This window comes from Burkholderia sp. MSMB1498 (assembly GCF_001526245.1).
GTDB classification, from domain to species: Bacteria; Pseudomonadota; Gammaproteobacteria; order Burkholderiales; family Burkholderiaceae; genus Burkholderia; species Burkholderia savannae.
This window is the reverse complement of record NZ_LOYJ01000024.1, coordinates 49,250-66,656: the sequence shown is the minus strand read 5'-3', so window position 1 is coordinate 66,656 and position 17,407 is coordinate 49,250. Positions and strand designations below refer to the sequence as shown.

Below are 17,407 nucleotides of genomic sequence, written 5' to 3'. Positions count from 1 at the left end.
TAAGTGTGAAAAAAATGCTCGATCGTGCAACGGGCTCGGAGCGCGGCCGCCTGCAAAAAGCGGGACACGCATTGCACAACCTGTCGGATAAGCCTTCGCAGGGACGGGACGACTCCGGCGCACTTGCAAAAATCCCGGCAGAAAGGCGAAAAAGCAGACAAATCGCCGAACTTGCCGGGAATCCGTAGCGCATCGCGACCCGAATCGCGGCTGCGCCGCGCTTCAGCCGCAAGGGCTTATCCAACAGGTTGCCGCTATTCTACCGTGACGGCCAGCGGATGTGGCGCAACCCGCTCGCAATGGGGCTCTAGCGCGCGGTTTCGACGCGCCGGGCAAGTCGGCAAGCCTTGCCCGGCAGGGGCTTGCCGGTCTGTCGCTTTTCGTCGGGGCGGTGTACGGGCGTTTGAGTGCAGGCATTGGGCATTGGGCATTGGGCATTGGGCATTGGGCGTTCGGGCGTTCGGGCGTTCGGGCGTTCGGGCGTTCGGGCGTTCGGGCGTTCAGGCATTCAGGCATTCAGGCATTCAGGCATTTGGCGCACCGAATGCCGGGTTCCCGCTCCCCGACGCAAACGACGCACGGGCGGCGGGCCGACCGACTCGCCGCAATCTTGCGCCGGCGCCGCCCGCGTCGTGCGGCCTCGCGCCTGTCGGACGACGGGTACGCCCACCCTGCGGGCCGGCACGTCGCCGCCGCACGCATCAACGCCCCGCCGTCGCCCCGCCGATGAGCACGTAGCCGCGACTGCGGCCGCCGTTGTCCGCATCGGGCGTGTTCATCGCCGCGTACAGATCGGCCGCCCTCACCCAGACAGGCGGGTATTTGTAACGGGACACGTCGAGGATCAGAAAGCGGTCGGCCGCGGCGTCGTACGCGCCAAGCGGCGAGATGTGGCCGCCCGTTTGCTGGCCGAGGCGGCTGCGCAGGTAGTTGACGAGCACGTAGCGCCCCGGGCGGCCGAGATGCGCGACCGCGTCCGCGCGAAACGCATCGACCGACGCATCGGACGCATGGCGCACGTCGCCGCGCGCGCCGAGCGCGTTCGCGAGCGCCCCCAGTTGATCGAGCGTCATCCCGTGCTGCTCGATCTGCGCCTGCGGACGGATCTTCTCGGTCGCGTCGTTGAGCACGTTGTCCTGCGTGAAGTAGTGGAACGACGGATATTGCGCGGCGGCGGGCGCCGGCACGCGCAGCGCGTTCAGCACCATCACGAGCGACGCGACGCCGCAATAGCTCTCGGTTTTCTGCGTGACGAAGTGACTGCCGAGCGGCACGTATGCGCTGCGCGCGCCGCTCTCGGCCAGCATGTGCTCGCCGGCGCCGCTGCCGAGGTCGATCAGGCCGTCGGGCAACGGCAGCGTTTGCGCGGCCGCGCGCCCGATCAACGCGAACGCGCACAACGCGGCCACGGCGAATCCTTTTCTTTTTGTCACGATCGATCCTTTGTCGTTCGACGAGTGGAGCGCCGCTCGCGCACGGCGCCCGCACGAGCATAGCGCGACGCCGAGCGGGGCGCGGCGATGCGAAACGGCGCGCAAAAGCCGGGCGCGGCTCCCGCCGCCCGCGTCGCCGCGGCCCGCGCGCCGAAGCGGCGCGCCGGGCCCTATCGCGCGAAGTCCGCCGTCTTCTTGACGAATGCGGCGAGGTTCCCGATGTCGAAGCTGCCGAAGCCCGTCACCGGGTCCCAGCCGGTGCCCGCCTTGTAGCCGTAGCCGCCCGAGCCGTTGTTGCCGGACGTCACGTCGTGCACCAGCGTGCCGTTGGACGGAACGTAGCGATAAAGGCTCGCGAGCGGAAAGCCGAGCCGGTTGCCATTGTCGGATTGCAAGCGCGCCCAGATCCCCGTGAAGATCGGCGCGGCGAGGCTCGTGCCGCCCCACTGCTCGATCTGCCCGTTCACGTAGACGTGCGCGCCGCTGCGGCCGTCCGCCTCGAACGCGACGTCCGGCACCGCGCGCGTCCTCGCCGACGTGCCGAGCACGCTGCGCTGCCACGCCGGCACCGCTTCGTTCTTGCTGTAGCCGCCGCCCGTCGCCCACAGGCGCTGCGTCGAATCGTAACTGCCGTACGGATCGTACACGCCGATCGGCTGCAGCCCCTCGTTCCACGCGGCTTCACCGGCGTAGGCGCCCGTCGACTTGTCGGTCGACAGCGTCGTGCCGCCGACCGCGACGACGTACGGCGACGTCGCGGGCTCGCTCACCGAATAGTTCGATCGCGCCGGCACGCCCTGCCCGCCGGAAACGCGGCTCACGCTGCACTCGTACGCGCCGGCGTCGCCCGCCGCGACGGCGAAGGTCTGCCCCTGCGCGACCGCGCTCTTGAAGATCCGGTCGTCGGCCGCCTGCGTGCCGGCGGCGCGCGCATCCGCCTCGCACACGCCGAGCGACACGTTGATGACCTTCGCGACGTTGTCGATGACGGCCCGGTTATATGCTTCGGTGATGTCGGTCAGCAACATCGACGGCGCCGCGTAGAACACGATCCCCTTCACCTGCCCGCCCGCCGCGCCGACGATCGCCTGGCTATCCATGTCCCACTCGCTCAGGCCCGAGTTGTCGCTGTAGTCGCTGCCGGGCGGCCCGGTGCGCGTGACGCTCGCGGCCACGCGCGCGAGCCCCGCTTTCGCCGCGAAGGTGCCGAGATCCCGCAGCACGGGCGCCGCGTCGCCCGCCATGATGACGCCGACCGTCGTCTGCGACGCCGTCGGCGTCGAGCCCGCGCGGTAGATTTGCGAGAATTCGAGCGGATCGTGGCCCGTCAGCACCGGCGTGCCGCTCGCGGCCGCGTTCGCGGTCGCGTCGCTCGCGCGCGCCGCAAGCGACGCCTTCGCGCCGCCGACGGCGCCCGTCACGGCCGCCCGGCGGTTGTACGTGTGAGCGAGCGTCGCGCTGTCGAGCCCGAGCACCGCGCCGACGATGCTGCCGAGCGCGGCCGGCACCTGCGCCGTGTCCTGGTTCGCGTGCACGCGCCGGCCTTCGAGCGTGAAGCTCTTCAACCGCGTGTTGAACGCCGTCTTGACCGCGGCCGCGGTGCCCGTCGCCGAGATCAGCAGCCGGTTCGGCGACACCTGGATGTCGCGAAATCCGGACCGGCGCAGATGCGCTTCGACGAGCGCGACCTGCTGTTGCGTCGGCGCGTACTGCGCGGCGAATTCGGCGGGCGTCAGATGCCGGCCGTACGCGGCGTTGCCGGGCGTATGCAGATCGCGCAGAAAGCGATCGAGCCTCGCTTCGTCGTTGAGATTGAGACTGACGACCACCCGCACCGGCTCGCCGGGCGCCGCGTCGATCGCCTTGCCGGCCGCAAACGTCGCCGCCGACGCCTGCTGCGGGAATGCCGGATACGCGCGGGTCTGCGTATCGACCCACGCCGGCGCGGCGGCGTGCGCCGTCAGCGTGGTCGCGGCGCAAAACGTCGCCGCGCAAATCGCACGCTTCGCTTGCGAAGCGCGAGGGTTGGCCCATTTTCTTGACGTCATTTCGTCGTTCCTCATTTGGTTTGAATAAAGTCGAAACTCAAACAAATCGAACCGCCGAACTGCTCGAGTACCACTGCCCCACGACTGCTGTCCGCACGCATGCGCCGCCGCTCCTCCGGCCTCGCCCGCGATGCGGCAATGAACGAATGCCGCCGCCCGTCCACGCCAAGGGCCGATCGGCAATCAGTAGGATTCCGAATCAACCAAGGCAACTCGACAAACTGATTTGCGCGGCGAAAACATTCATTCGGCGACATGATACGGCTCGCCATTGCCACCTTTCGAACAGCATTACGAAATATTACAGATCATTCCGATGAATGCACGCATCGACTATTGCTCAATACGCAAATGCTTATCGTCGAATCCGGATTGATCGTTCGTCATATCGTCGAGCGGCGCGACGCTCGGGCGCCGCCGGCGACGCTTCGCCGTCGCCCGGACCGCGCGCCCGCGCCTGCTAGAATGACCGCTTCCCGGCCGCGCGCGGCCGCCACGCACACGCTCGACGCTCCGATTCATGCTTCCAACCGTATTCATCGTCTCCGACGGCACCGGGATCACCGCCGAAACCTTCGCGCATTCGATCCTGTCCCAGTTCGACCAGAAGTTCCGGCTCGTGCGCGTGCCGTTCATCGATTCGCTCGAGAAGGCGTACGGCACCGTCCAGAAAATCAACGACACCGCGCAGCACGACGGCCGCCGGCCGATCGTGTTCACGACGCTCGTCGACGGCGAATCGAACGAGATCGTCAAGCGCTCGAACGCGCTCGTGCTCGACATGTTCCAGCGCTTCGTCGAGCCGCTCGAACAGGAGCTGCAACTGAAGTCGAGCCATGCGATGGGCCGCGTTCACCAGAACGCGGACACCGAGGAATACAAGACGCGGATCGAAGCGATCAACTTCTCGCTCGCGCACGACGACGGCCAGTCCAACCGCAATCTCGCCGACGCGGACGTGATCCTGATCGGCGTGTCGCGCAGCGGCAAGACGCCGACCAGCCTCTATCTCGCGATGCAGTACGGCGTAAAGGCGGCAAACTATCCGCTGATCCCGGAAGACTTCGAGCGCGGCAAGCTGCCGACGCCGCTCCACCCGCACCGCGACAAGCTGTTCGGATTGTCGATCGACCCGATGCGCCTCTCCGAAATCCGCAACGAGCGCCGCCCCGGCAGCAAGTACGCCGCGCCGGAGAACTGCCGCTACGAAATCAACGAGGCGGAAGCGATGATGCGGCGCGAAGGGGTCAAATGGCTGTCGTCGACGCACAAGTCGATCGAGGAGATCGCGACGACGATCCTGCAGGAAATCAAGCTCGAGGAACGGCAATCGTATTGATGCAGACCCGCGACGGCGGCGATGCAAGCGCCGCTCGCGCGCCGCGGCGCTTGCGCCCCCCCACACGCCGCTGCATCCGGCATGCGCGGCGACGCGCGTCACCCGCGGCATCATTGATCGGCATCGCGATGCCGGCCGCCGACATCGCGAGCATCGCGTTTCAGGCCGTGCGCCGCGCAAGCGCACTCACCGCGCCTAGCGCGCCAATCGCGTAACAGAAGAGAGAAGGAAACGCGCGTGCGTCACACGCCGCGCGCGCGTTGCTGCCGGCACTGCTCGAAAAGACAAATCGCCGCCGCAGCAGCCACGTTCAACGATTCCATCCCGCCCGGCTGCGGAATCGTCACGCGATGCGTCGCCGCGTCGCGCCAGCGTGCGGATACGCCCGCCCCCTCGTTGCCGAACACCCACACGACCGGCCCGGACAAATCGCAGTCGTAGATCGCGCGCGCGCCGTGCGAATCGGTCAGCGCGACCGGGGCCGCGAGCCGCTCGATCAGCGTGTCGGCGGCGACGTCCTCGTGGATGTCGAGCAGAAAGTGCGCGCCCATCGCCGAGCGCAGCACCTTCGACGACCACGCATATGCGGTGCCCGGTGTGCAGAACGCCTGCTTCACGCCCGCCGCGGCCGCGCTGCGCAGGATCGAACCGACGTTGCCCGCGTCCTGCACGCCGTCGAGCACGACCGCCGTGTGCGCGACGCGCTCCGGCAGCGCGGGCGCCGGCCGGGCGACGAGCAGCAGCAGACCGACGCCGTGGACGACGTTCGACAGTTGACCGAAGAGCGCATCGGGCAGCGTGACGAGCCGCGCCGGCTCGACGCGCGCGACGATCTCGCGCGCCTCCGCGTGCGCGAACGCGCCGTCGGTGACGACGCACAGCTCCGGCTGCCCGGCCGCATCGAGATAGGCGCTCGCGAGATGGAGCCCCTCGAGCAGCGCCTGGCCGCCGCGGCGCTGCTGATGCGTCGAGCCCGCGAGCGCCTTCAGGCGCTTGTACAGCGGATTGTCGCGGGAAGTGATTGCTTTCATCGAATCAGATCGAACGCCGCGCGCACGGGCGCGAACGAACGGCGGTGATGCTCGCACGGGCCGTGCTCGCGCAGCGCCGCGAGGTGTTTCGGCGTGCCGTAGCCCGCATGAACGTCGAATCCGTACATCGGGAACTGCGCGTGCAGCTCGACGAGCATCCGGTCGCGCGTGACCTTCGCGAGAATCGACGCGGCCGAGATGCTCGCCACGAGCGCGTCGCCGCCGACAATCGCCTCGCTGCGGATCGCAAGCGTCGGACAGCGGTTGCCGTCGATCTTCGCGAGCGTCGGCCGCACCGCGAGCCCTTCGACGGCGCGCTTCATCGCAAGCATCGTCGCGTGCAGGATGTTGAGCGTATCGATTTCCTCGACGCTCGCCGACGCAACGCAGTACGCGAGCGAATGCGCAACGATTTCGTCGAAGAGCCGCTCGCGCTTCTTCGCGGACAGCGCCTTCGAATCGTCGAGCCCCACGATCGGCCGCGCCGGGTCGAGCACGACGGCGGCCGCGACGACGGGCCCGGCGAGCGGGCCGCGCCCTGCTTCGTCGACGCCGCAGACGATCTCGCCCGGCGCATCGAACTCGAGCGCCGGCTGGGCCGCGCCAGCCGCGGCCCCACGGGGTTTGCGAGTCGCGGCCATCAGCGCGGCTTCCTGTCGTCGATCACGCGCGCGACGGCCTCCGCCGCGCGCTGCGCGGTGTTCTGGCGCAGCGCGAGATGCATGTCGGTGAAGATTTCGGTGAGCGCGCGGCGGTTCGCGTCGTCGCGCAACTGCGTGAGCGTCGCGTCGGCAAGCGCGTCGGGCGTCGCGAAGTGTTGCAGCAGCTCGGGCACGACGAAGCGGCCCGCGAGAATGTTCGGCAGCCCGACGTACGGCAGGTAGCCCTGCCGGCGCATGATCTGCCCGGTGAGCCAGGGCACCTTGTACGAGATCACCATCGGCTTCTTGAGGAGCGCCGCCTCGAGCGTCACGGTGCCGCTCTTCACGAGGATCGCGTCGGCCGCCGTCATCGCGACTTGCGCGCGCCCCTCGGTCAACGTGACCGACAGCAACGGATGCGCGTCGACGAGCGGCTGCAGCAGCTCGCGCAGCGCGGGCGTCGCGGCCGGCACGATGAAACGCACGCCGGGCTCGCGCTGCTGCATCAGCTCCATCGCGTCGAAGAACGTCGGGCCGATCAGCTCGATCTCGGAGCGGCGGCTGCCCGGCAGCACCGCGATCACGGGGCCGCTCTCCGGCAGGCCGAGCGCGATCCGCGCGCCGTGCATGTCGGGCTCGAGCGGAATTTCGTCGGCAAGCGGATGGCCGACGAACGTCGCCGCGACGCCCGCCTTCTCGAGCAGTTCGGGCTCGAACGGGAACAGGCACAGCATGTGGTCGACGGCCTTGACGATCTTCTTGATCCGCCCCCCGCGCCACGCCCAGATCGACGGGCAGACGAAGTGGATCGTCGGGATGCCCGCGCCGCGCAGCGCCTGCTCGAGGCCGAAGTTGAAGTCGGGCGCATCGATGCCGATGAACGCGTCGGGCGGCTCGGCGAGCAGTTGACGCTTCAGCTCGCCGCGAATGCGCAGGATTTCGGGAATGTGCTTGAGCGCCTCGACGTAGCCGCGCACCGCGAGCTTTTCCATCGGCCAGTGCGCGTCGAAATCCACGGCGGTCATGCGCGGCCCGCCGATCCCGTAGTAGCGGGACGATGCGGGCAGCCGCGCATGCAGCCCGCCGAGGAGCGACGCACCGAGCAGATCGCCCGACGGCTCGCCCGCGACGAGCGCGACGCGCAGCGGTGTGAGTTGGAACGCCATCGTTCAGCGAATGATGCCGCGCTGCGACGTCTCGACGAAGTCGGCTAGCGCCTTGACGGCCGCGTCGCCGTCGCCGCCCGCCTGCGCGAGCTCGCGCAGCTGGACCTTCGCCTCTTCGAGCGACAGGCCGTTCTTGTACAGTATCCGGTAAGCGCTGCGCAGCGCGGAGATCGCATCGGGCGAGAAACCGCGGCGGCGCAGCCCCTCGACGTTGATTCCGTGCGGCTCGGCCTTGTTGCCCGCGGCGATGACAAAAGGCGGAATGTCCTGCACGAGCGCCGACGCGCCGCCCAGCATCGAATGCGCGCCGATCCGCACGAACTGGTGGACGCCCGACATCCCGCCGACGATCGCCCAGTCGCCGATCTCGACGTGCCCCGCCATCTGCGCGTTGCTCGACAGGATCACGTGGCTGCCGACGCGGCAGTCGTGGCCGATATGCACGTACGCCATGATCCAGTTGTCGTCGCCGAGCGTCGTGACGCCCGTGTCCTGCACGGTGCCCGTGTGAATCGTCGTGAATTCGCGGATCGTGTTGCGATCGCCGATCACGAGCTTCGTCGGCTCGTCTTTGTACTTCATGTCCTGCGGACGGCCGCCCACCGACGCGTAATGGCCGATGCGATTGTCTTCGCCGATCGTCGTATGGCCTTCGATCACGCTGTGCGAACCGATCGTGGTCCGCGCGCCGATCGTCACGTTCGGACCGACGATCGCATACGGGCCGATCTCGGCCGTCTCGTGGACCTGCGCGCCCGGCTCGATGATCGCCGTGGGGTGAATCCTGCTCATGCGCCGTTGCCTCTCAATGTCTATGTCGCGTTGCGTAGCCTTGCGCGCCGCGCGCTCAGGGCGCCGCGTCGGCCGTCTTGACCGTGCACATCAGCTCGGCTTCCGCCGCGACCTTGCCGTCCACTTCCGCGACGGCCTTGAACTTCCAGATGCCGCGAATGTAGCGCTCGAACGTCACGTTCAGGATCAACTGGTCGCCCGGCTCGACGACGCGCTTGAAGCGCGCATTATCGATGCCGACGAAGTAGTACAGCGTATTCTCCGGGTCCTTCGGCTGCGCCTCGGCAAACGTGAGGAGCGCGGCCGCCTGCGCGAGCGCCTCGATGATCAGCACGCCCGGCATCACCGGCCGCTTCGGGAAATGGCCTGTGAAGAACGGCTCGTTGACCGTCACGTTCTTCAACGCTTTGATGGACTTGTGCGGCTCGAGTTCGAGCACGCGATCGACGAGCAGAATCGGATAGCGGTGCGGCAGCAGCGTGAGGATCTTATGGATGTCGAAGTTGATTTTTTCAGAGCTCATGGTGGTTCGTCTCACGCAATGGTTGGGTTGCGCGGTGATGACTGCAAATGCTGATGCGGGCCGCGTCGGGGAAAACGGCGCTCGGTTCGGTCGGCCGGCGCGCCGGGCAACCTGCAAGCTGCCCCGTGCAATCCCCGGCCGACGCGTGGGTTCATGCGCCGCCGGCGTCGCCTTCCCGCGCGGCCAGCGCGGTCTCGAGCGCCTTGATCCGGTCGCGCAATTTGTCCAGGTTGCGCACGAGCGCCGCGCTCTTGTTCCAGTCGCCGTGCTCGACGGCCGGAAACGCGCTCGTATAGATGCCCGCCTTCGGCAGCGACTTCGATACGCCGGACTTCGCGGTAACGATCACGCCATCGCCGAGCGTCACGTGGCCCGCGATGCCCACCGCGCCGCCGATCATGCAATGCCTGCCGATCGTCGTGCTGCCCGCGATGCCCGCGCAGCCGGCGATCACCGTGTACGCGCCGATCCGGCAGTTGTGGCCGATCTGCACGAGGTTGTCGATCTTCACGCATTCTTCGATGACGGTGTCCGCCATCGCGCCGCGGTCGATCGTCGTGTTCGCGCCGATCTCGACGTCGGGGCCGACCTTCACGCCGCCGACCTGCGGAATCTTGACCCAGGCGCCCGTGCGCGCATCGCCTTCGCCGACGAAATCCGGCGCGAAGCCGAATCCGTCGGAGCCAATCACGGCGCCCGAATGGACGATCGCGCGCGGCCCGAGCGTGCAGCCGTGATAAATCGCGACGTTCGGATACAGGTGCGAGTCGTCGCCGATCCGCGTGCCGCGGCCGACGAACACGCTCGCATCGAGCTGCACGCGCTCGCCGATCACGGCGCCCGCCTCGACCGTCACGTGCGGGCCGATCACGGCGCTCGCGGCGACCTGCGCGGCGGGATCGATCGTCGCGCTCGGATGCACGCCCGCGGCGCGCTGCGGTGCAGCGAGATCGATGAACATCTGCGCGACGCGCGCGAAGTACGCGTACGGATTCGGCGTGACGATGAAGTTGCGGCCGTTCGCGGCCGCGCCGAGCTTCTCGAGATCGCTCGGCGCGATCAGCACCGCGGCGGCGCCCGTCGTCTCGACTTGCGCGAGATATTTCGGATTCGCGAGGAACGCGAGCTGCTGCGGGCCCGCCTGATCGAGCGGCGCGAGACCGCCGACCTCGCGCCCGCCGTCGCCGACGATCTCGCCGCCGAATCGCGCGACGAGCGCCTCAAGCGTCAATGCCATTCGACGTTCGCTCCGTTCAGTTCGACAGGCTCGAAGGCGACGAGAGCGCCTTCAGCACCTTGTCGGTGATGTCGATGCGCGGACTCACGTACACCGCTTCCTGCACGATCAGATCGTAGTTCTGCTGCTCGGCGATCTGCTTGATCACCTTGTTCGCCTTGTCGAGCACCGCCGCGAGCTCTTCGTTGCGACGCTGGTTCAGATCCTCGCGAAACTCGCGCTGCTTGCGCTGGAAATCGGTGTCGAGCTGCGCGAGGTCGCGCTGCTTCTGCGCACGCTCGTTGGCCGACAACGTCGGACCGTTCTTGTCGAGCGCGTCGGACATCGACTTCAGGCGCGCGGCCATGTCCTGCAGATCCTTGTCGCGCTTCGCGAACTCGGCTTCGAGTTTCGTTTGCGCGGCCTTGGCGGGCGCCGACTCGCGCAGGATCCGATCCGAATTGACGGCCGCGATCCGCGCGACGTCCTGCGCGTGCGCGAGCGTCGCGCCGAGCGCGGCGGCAAGCGCCAGCGCGCACATCACTCGTTTCGAAAACTTACCGGTTAGCAAGATTACCCTCTCGATGCTGTAGTCAGTGCCTGATCGATCAGAACGCCGTTCCGATCTGGAACTGGAATTTCTGATACTGATCGCCTTCGTGCTTCTGCAGCGGGAAGCCCAAGCTCAGCTTGAGCGGCCCGATCGGCGAGATCCACGCAAGACCGATACCGTAGCCGTAGCGCAGGCCGTTCGCGCCCGTGCTCGTGCCGCCCGGCGCGTTGCCCCACACGTTGCCGCCGTCGAGGAACGTGAACACGCGCAGCGTGCGGTCGTAGCCCGTGCCCGGCAGCGGGAACGTCAGCTCGATGTTGCCGACGATCATCTTCGAGCCGCCGATCGGATCGTTCGTCTTCGTGTCCCGCGGGCCGAGCGAACTCGGCTCGTAGCCGCGCACGGAGCCGATACCGCCCGCGTAGTAGTTCTTGAAGATCGGATACGGGTTGCCGATGCCGTTGCCGTAGCCGCCTTGCAGGTTCAGGCCCAGGATGAAGCCGCGCGCGAACGAGTAGTAGTACTGCGCCTGCACGTCCGCCTTGTAGTACTGGATCTTGCCGACCGGCACGCCGTATTCGATGTTCGCCTGCGTGAAGTAGCCGCGGCTCGGGATCAACGCGCTGTCGCGCGCGTCGCGCGACCAAGCGACCGTCAGCGGCACCGTGTTCGACACGCGACCGAATTGCTGCACGTAGTCCTGATACGACTGCGGCGTATTCGTATCGACATCGAGGCGGTTCTGCTCGAAGCCCGCGCCGAAATAAACCGTATCGGTTTCCGAGAACGGGATGCCGAACTTCAGGTTGCCGCCCGCCGTGATGATCCGGAAGCTCGAGTTCGTCGAGTAATAGAGCGGCTGGTACGTGCGGTAGAACACGTCGGTGATCCGCTTGATGCCGTCGACGGTGAAGTACGGATCGACCTGCGTGACGGTCAGCGTACGGTAGCTCTTCGCGGTGTTCACGTTCACCGCAAGGCTCGTGCCCGAGCCGAACACGTTGTCCTGCGAGATGCCCGCCGACAGCACGACCTTGTCCGTCGACGAGAAGCCCGCGCCCAGCGTGATCGCGCCCGTCGGCTTTTCGGCGACCTTCACGTTCACGTCGACCTGGTCGTTCGTGCCCTCGACGGGAACCGTCGTCACGTCGACGTCGGTGAAGTAGCCGAGACGGTTGACCCGGTCCTTCGACAACGCGAGGCGGCTCGAATCGAACCACGAGCTCTCGAGCTGGCGCATTTCGCGGCGCACCACTTCGTCGCGCGTGCGCGTGTTGCCGACGATGTTGATCCGCCGCACGTACACGCGGCGGCTCGGATCGACGACGAGCGTGAGGCCGACCTTGTGCGACGCCTGGTCGATCTCGGGCTGCGCGTTCACCGTCGCGAACGCATAGCCGTACTGGCCGAGCTTGTCGACGATCGCCTTCGTCGTCTGCTGCAGCTTCTCGGCCGAGAAGCGGTCGCCCGGCTTGATCTTGACCAGCTTCTCGAGCTCCGCCTGGCGATCCAGCAGATTGCCCGCGAGCTTCACGCTCGATACCGTGTACGGCTCGCCTTCGTGCAGCGTCACCGTCAGGTACATGTCCTTCTTGTCGGGCGAGATCGACACCTGGGTCGACTCGATGTTGAACTCGAGATACCCGCGGTTCAGGTAGTACGAGCGCACGTTCTCGAGGTCGCCCGTCAGCTTTTCCTTCGAGTACAGGTCGTTCTTCGTGTACCACGAGAACCAGTTCGGGGTCGACAGCTGCATCTCGTCGCGCAGCGTGCCCGTGCTGAACGTCTTGTTGCCGATGAAATTGATCTGGCGGATCTTCGCGCTCGGGCCCTCGGCGACCGAGAACAGGATCGACACGCGGTTCGCGTCGACGGGCGTGACCGTCGTCGACACTTCCGCCGCGTAGAAGCCGCGCGTCAGGTACTGGCGCTTGAGCTCCTGCTCGGCCTTGTCGACGAGCGACTTGTCGTAATAGCGGCCCTGCGACAGGCCAACCGCCTTCAGCGCCTTGTTCAGGTTGTCCTTGTCGAATTCCTTGATGCCGGTGAAATCGATCGATGCGATCGCCGGACGCTCCTGCACCTGGACGATCACGACGTTGCCCTGCGTCGCGATCCGCACGTCGTTGAAGAAACCCGTCGCGTACAGCGCGCGAATCGCTTCGGATGCCTTGTCGTCGGTGAACGTGTCGCCCTGCTTGATCGGCAGGTACGCGAACACGGAACCCGCCTCGACGCGCTGCAAGCCTTCGATCTTGATGTCCTGCACCACGAAGGGCGCCGTTGCGTGCGCCGCGAGACCATGCGCGGCGAGCGCCGCGGCAGCAACCGTCTTAGGTACGAAGCGATGAGGTTTGAACAACATGCATCCCCAGTGTTTAAGCTTGCATCAGATCAGGCGGCCGCCCTTGCGGCTACCGCCCGACGCGTCAAAAATGGATCAACCGAGCCAGATCGTTGAACAGCGCGATCGCCGACAGCGCGACGATGCAGATCAATCCCGCTCTTTGCAGAATCAGTTGCCAGCGCTCCGATACAGCCTTGCCGGTCGCGGCTTCAACCAGATAATATAACAGATGCCCCCCGTCCAAAACGGGAATCGGCAGCAAGTTCAGCACGCCGAGGCTAATGCTGACAAGGGCGAGGAACGATAGGAACGCCGACCATCCGAGCCGCGCGCTCTTGCCCGCATAGTCCGCGATCGTCACGGGCCCGGACAGATTCTTCAGCGACGCCTCGCCCGTCAGCATCCTGCCGAACATCTTCAGCGAATAAACCGAGATGTCCCACGTGCGCCGCACGCCGAGCTCGATGCTCTCGAGCGCGCCGTAGCGCACGTCGACGGACGGCGTCTGCAGCGCGAGCGCGGCGCCGATGCGGCCCACTTCCTTGCCCGTCTCGTCGTCGCGCTGCGCCTGCGGCACGATCGACACCGTGCGCTCGACGCCCGCGCGCTCGATTCTCAACGAGAGCTTACGGCCCGCGTGCGCCTTCACGTCGTCGATGAAACGCGTCGAGCCGCCGATGCGCGCGCCGTCGAGCGCGACGAGCTTGTCGCCCGGCCCGAGCCCCGCCTGCTGCGCCGCGCCGCCCGGCAGCACCGACGTCACCGTCAGCGACCCGCCGCCCGGCTCGAAGCCGAGACGCGTCATGAATTCGTCGTCGACGTCGCGCTCGGTGACGCCGTGCAGATCGACTCGGAAATCGTACGTCGTGCCGTCGGCGCGATTGCGCGCGCCGAGCACGACGTCCTTGCGGTCGAACGCCGCGCCAAGCAGCTTCCAGCGCAGGTCGGACCACGAGCGCACCGGCTCGGCCTCGCCGCCCCGCGCGTCGCCCGCGCGCGCGTCGCGAATCGACACGATCGTCTCGCCGCCGTCGAAGCCTGCAACCGCGGCGGGCGTGCCGGCCGCGGGCGGTGCGACGATCGCCGCGGGCTCGGTCACGCCCGTCGCGAACACGAACGAAAAGAGCGCAATCGCAAGCAGGAAATTCGCGATCGGGCCGGCCGCGACGATCGCGATGCGCTTGCCGACCGGCTGCCGGTTGAACGCGCGCGGCAATTCGTCCGCGCGGATGCCTTCGCCCGGATCGCGCTCGTCGAGCATCTTCACGTAGCCGCCGAGCGGCAGCGCGGACAGCGTCCATTCGGTGCCCGTCGTCTTGCTGACCCAGCGCGCGACCGGCGCGCCGAAGCCGATCGAGAAGCGCAGCACCTTGACGCCGCACCAGCGAGCGACGCGGTAATGCCCGTACTCATGCACGACGACCAGCACGCCGATCGCCACCGCAAACGCGATCAGTTCGACCAGCACGTTCATGAGCGTATCGACTCCATTCAGGCGGCCCGCTCGACGCCGGGCGCGGGCAGTTTGTCGATGAACGCGGCCGCCGCGCGACGCGCGTCGGCGTCGGCGCCGATCACGTCGTCGAGGCCGCTCGGCGTGCGGTTGGCAAGCCCGTTCAGCACCGCCTCGACCGTCTGCGCGATCGCGGTGAAGCGAATGCGCCGCGACAAAAACGCGTCGACCGCGATCTCGTTCGCCGCATTGAGCGCCGTGCTCGCAATGCCGCCCGCCTCGAGCGCCTGGATCGACAGCGCGAGGCACGGGAAGCGCGCGTAGTCGGGCTTCTCGAACGTGAGCGTCGCGATCTGCGCGAGATCGAGCGGCGCGACGCCCGCGTCGACGCGCTCGGGAAACGCGAGCGCGTGCGCGATCGGCGTGCGCATGTCGGGATTGCCGAGCTGCGCGAGCACCGAGCCGTCGCGATACGACACGAGCGAATGGATCACGCTCTGCGGATGGATCAGCACGTCGATCCGCTCGCTCTGCAGGCCGAACAGCCAATGCGCCTCGATCACCTCGAGGCCCTTGTTCATCATCGTCGCCGAGTCGACCGAGATCTTGCGGCCCATCACCCAGTTCGGGTGCTTGCACGCCTCGTCGGGCGTCACGTCGGCGAGCGTCGCGGGCTCGCGCGTGCGGAACGGGCCGCCCGACGCGGTCATGATGATCTTCGCGATCCCGCCGCGCTCGGCCGCGTCGCGCGGCATGCACTGGAAGATCGCGTTGTGCTCGCTGTCGACGGGCAAGAGGATCGCGCCATGGTCGCGCACCGCGTCCATGAAGATCGCGCCCGACATCACGAGCGATTCCTTGTTCGCGAGCAGCACGCGCTTGCCCGCGCGCGCGGCGGCGAGGCTCGGCGCGAGCCCCGCCGCGCCGACGATCGCCGCGACGACGGTGTCGCAGCCGTCGCTCTTCGACACGTCGACGAGCGCCTGCGGGCCGTGCGCGACCTGAGTCTTGCTGCCCGCGGCGCGCAATTGCGCGTCGACCCGCGCGGCGGTTTCGGCGTCGCCGACCACCGCGACGTCGGGCGAAAAGCGCAGGCACTGGGCGACGAGCTTGTCTCCGTTGCGGTGGGCAGTGAGCGCGTGAACCGCGAAGCGCTCCGGATGACGCGCGACGACGTCGAGCGTGCTGTCTCCGATCGAGCCCGTCGAACCGAGCAATGTCAGACGTTTATGCATAGTAGAGTCTAGTTTTAACCGAGCAGCAGCATGGCGAGCGGCAGCACGGGCAGCAGCGCGTCGACGCGGTCGAGCACGCCGCCGTGGCCCGGCAGCAGCCCGCTTGAATCCTTCACGCCCGCCTGGCGCTTCAGGAGCGACTCGAACAGGTCGCCGACGATGCTGAACGCGACGAGAACCGTCAACGCCGCGAACCCACCCGCCGCGCCGTAATGCGCGACGAACGCCGAATAAAGGGTCGGCTCGAACGCGTGCGCCGCGACGGCCGCACCGGCGACCGCCATCACCGCGAGCCACCCGCCCGCCGCGCCTTCCCAGGTCTTGCCCGGGCTCACGGACGGCGCGAGCTTGCGCTTGCCGAATCTCTTGCCGGCAAAGTATGCGCCGATATCGGCGAGCCACACCACCAGCAACAGCGACAATACGAAGGGTACGCCTTGTGCGCGCGCCGCGACGAGCGCATGCCAGCACGCGGCAAAGACGACGAGGCCCGCCGCGAGCAGAAACGGCTTCCACGCGCGCCCGGCGAGCGCCGGCTTGCGCCAGAGCGCGTACGGGCCGGCCAGCAGCCAGAACACGCCCGCCGCCTCGAAGAGCGGCCGCGCGGCCTGCGCGCCGATGCCGAGCCGCGTGCTCGCAGCGAGCGCGAGCGCCGCGACGGCCGCGTAGGCAACGGGACCGACGCCGCCCAGCCTCAGTAGCCGCCCCCATTCCCACGCGGCGAACACGAGCACGAGCGCGATCAGCGCGCCGAACGCGGAAAGCGGCGCGAACAGCGTCACGGGCAGCAGCACTGCCAGCAGCACGACCGCCGTGATGACACGGGTCTTCAGCATGAAAGGGAGTCGGCGTCCTGAGCCTGGGGTTCGAGCTGCGCGCTCGTGCGGCCGAAGCGGCGTTCGCGGTGCGTGTACGACGCGAGCGCCTCGGTAAGCGCGTCCGCGTCGAAATCCGGCCAGAATTTGTCGGTGAAGTAGAACTCGGTGTACGCGAGCTGCCAGAGCAGGAAATTGCTGATCCGCTGCTCGCCGCCCGTGCGGATGAAGAGATCGGGCTCCGGCGCGTAGGACATCGCCAGATGGCGGGCGAACGCGTCCTCGTCGATCTCGACCGCGCGCCCTTCGCGCGCCGCCTCGTCGACGAGCTTCTGCGTCGCCTGCAGGATGTCCCAACGTCCGCCGTAGTTCGCGGCGATCGTGAGCGTGAGGCGCGTGTTGCGGGCGGTTTTCGTTTCCGCGCGGCGGATGAGCGCCTGGATGCGCGGCTCGAACTTCGTCAGGTCGCCGACGACGCGCAGCCGGATGCCGTTCGCGTGCAGCTTGCCGACCTCGCGCTCGAGCGCGGTGATGAACAGGCGCATCAGGAACGACACCTCGTCGTTCGGCCGGCGCCAGTTCTCCGAGCTGAACGCGAAGAGCGTCAGGTATTCGACGCCCATGCGCGCGCATCCCTCGACGACGGAGCGCACCGCGTCGACGCCGCGCGTGTGTCCCGCGACGCGCGGCAGGCGGCGCTCGGTCGCCCACCGGCCGTTGCCGTCCATGATGATCGCGATGTGACGCGGCACGGCGGCGACGTCAGGCACGCGAACGGTAGAGCTGGTATAAGTCATGGCCGCTGAGACTGTAGC

The 17,407-nt window shown here is 67.7% G+C and carries 16 protein-coding genes and 1 pseudogene; 2 read left to right on the top strand and 15 right to left on the bottom strand.

All coding sequences use genetic code 11. The features are described from left to right. The first annotated feature begins 5 nt into the window (after window positions 1-5). Complete coding sequence (locus WS91_RS36690) at window positions 6-188, top strand: hypothetical protein (protein WP_156440113.1); 183 nt, start codon at window positions 6-8, stop codon at window positions 186-188. 513 nt (window positions 189-701) lie between these two features. On the opposite strand, the pseudogene WS91_RS05125 reads toward WS91_RS36690, so the two are convergent. The 3 genes and pseudogenes from WS91_RS05125 to WS91_RS35525 form a co-directional block, all read right to left on the bottom strand. Beyond that, a pseudogene (locus WS91_RS05125) lies at window positions 702-1,582 on the bottom strand (phytochelatin synthase family protein); the annotation flags it as partial. 21 nt (window positions 1,583-1,603) lie between these two features. Next, window positions 1,604-3,496, bottom strand: coding sequence for a S53 family peptidase (locus WS91_RS05120; RefSeq protein ID WP_038745023.1), 1,893 nt, complete (start codon window positions 3,494-3,496; stop codon window positions 1,604-1,606). Next, window positions 3,493-3,753 carry a hypothetical protein gene (locus WS91_RS35525; protein WP_145986752.1) on the bottom strand — a complete coding sequence of 87 codons (261 nt, stop codon included), beginning with the start codon at window positions 3,751-3,753 and terminating at the stop codon, window positions 3,493-3,495. The genes WS91_RS05120 and WS91_RS35525 overlap by 4 nt, the downstream gene beginning before the upstream one ends. A gap of 248 nt (window positions 3,754-4,001) precedes the next feature. Here WS91_RS35525 and ppsR point away from each other — a divergent pair, with 248 nt between their 5' ends. Continuing rightward, complete coding sequence (ppsR, locus tag WS91_RS05115) at window positions 4,002-4,820, top strand: posphoenolpyruvate synthetase regulatory kinase/phosphorylase PpsR (RefSeq protein ID WP_059643109.1); 819 nt, start codon at window positions 4,002-4,004, stop codon at window positions 4,818-4,820. A 242-nt stretch (window positions 4,821-5,062) separates the two neighbouring features. On the opposite strand, the gene WS91_RS05110 is transcribed toward ppsR, so the two are convergent. The 12 genes from WS91_RS05110 to WS91_RS05055 form a co-directional block, all read right to left on the bottom strand. Next, on the bottom strand, window positions 5,063-5,851 hold the full coding sequence (locus WS91_RS05110; protein WP_038745019.1) for a TrmH family RNA methyltransferase: 789 nt from the start codon (window positions 5,849-5,851) through the stop codon (window positions 5,063-5,065). Next, on the bottom strand, window positions 5,848-6,492 hold the full coding sequence (rnhB, locus tag WS91_RS05105; RefSeq protein WP_059574535.1) for a ribonuclease HII: 645 nt from the start codon (window positions 6,490-6,492) through the stop codon (window positions 5,848-5,850). The genes WS91_RS05110 and rnhB overlap by 4 nt, the downstream gene beginning before the upstream one ends. Next, complete coding sequence (gene lpxB / locus WS91_RS05100) at window positions 6,492-7,658, bottom strand: lipid-A-disaccharide synthase (protein WP_038745014.1); 1,167 nt, start codon at window positions 7,656-7,658, stop codon at window positions 6,492-6,494. The genes rnhB and lpxB overlap by 1 nt, the downstream gene beginning before the upstream one ends. A 3-nt stretch (window positions 7,659-7,661) precedes the next feature. Further along, window positions 7,662-8,450 (bottom strand): acyl-ACP--UDP-N-acetylglucosamine O-acyltransferase, encoded by a 789-nt coding sequence (lpxA, locus tag WS91_RS05095; RefSeq protein ID WP_059669878.1) that lies wholly within the window; start codon window positions 8,448-8,450, stop codon window positions 7,662-7,664. 55 nt (window positions 8,451-8,505) lie between these two features. Continuing rightward, window positions 8,506-8,973: a 3-hydroxyacyl-ACP dehydratase FabZ gene (fabZ, locus tag WS91_RS05090; protein ID WP_038745009.1), complete on the bottom strand. Its 468-nt coding sequence runs from the start codon at window positions 8,971-8,973 to the stop codon at window positions 8,506-8,508. Window positions 8,974-9,124: 151 nt separating this feature from the next. Then, the gene (lpxD, locus tag WS91_RS05085) at window positions 9,125-10,210 is read right to left on the bottom strand and encodes a UDP-3-O-(3-hydroxymyristoyl)glucosamine N-acyltransferase (protein WP_059669877.1); all 1,086 of its coding nucleotides are present in this window, start codon (window positions 10,208-10,210) and stop codon (window positions 9,125-9,127) included. A gap of 16 nt (window positions 10,211-10,226) precedes the next feature. After that, window positions 10,227-10,730, bottom strand: coding sequence for an OmpH family outer membrane protein (locus WS91_RS05080; protein WP_038745004.1), 504 nt, complete (start codon window positions 10,728-10,730; stop codon window positions 10,227-10,229). A gap of 67 nt (window positions 10,731-10,797) precedes the next feature. After that, window positions 10,798-13,107, bottom strand: coding sequence for an outer membrane protein assembly factor BamA (gene bamA, locus WS91_RS05075; protein WP_059669876.1), 2,310 nt, complete (start codon window positions 13,105-13,107; stop codon window positions 10,798-10,800). A gap of 64 nt (window positions 13,108-13,171) precedes the next feature. Then, window positions 13,172-14,563, bottom strand: coding sequence for an RIP metalloprotease RseP (gene rseP / locus WS91_RS05070; RefSeq protein ID WP_038745002.1), 1,392 nt, complete (start codon window positions 14,561-14,563; stop codon window positions 13,172-13,174). Window positions 14,564-14,580: 17 nt separating this feature from the next. Further along, window positions 14,581-15,777: a 1-deoxy-D-xylulose-5-phosphate reductoisomerase gene (locus WS91_RS05065; RefSeq protein WP_059669875.1), complete on the bottom strand. Its 1,197-nt coding sequence runs from the start codon at window positions 15,775-15,777 to the stop codon at window positions 14,581-14,583. 14 nt (window positions 15,778-15,791) lie between these two features. Continuing rightward, the gene (locus WS91_RS05060; RefSeq protein WP_038744998.1) at window positions 15,792-16,613 is read right to left on the bottom strand and encodes a phosphatidate cytidylyltransferase; all 822 of its coding nucleotides are present in this window, start codon (window positions 16,611-16,613) and stop codon (window positions 15,792-15,794) included. After that, window positions 16,607-17,389, bottom strand: coding sequence for an isoprenyl transferase (locus tag WS91_RS05055; RefSeq protein WP_038744996.1), 783 nt, complete (start codon window positions 17,387-17,389; stop codon window positions 16,607-16,609). The genes WS91_RS05060 and WS91_RS05055 overlap by 7 nt, the downstream gene beginning before the upstream one ends. Between the last annotated feature and the right edge of the window lie 18 nt (window positions 17,390-17,407).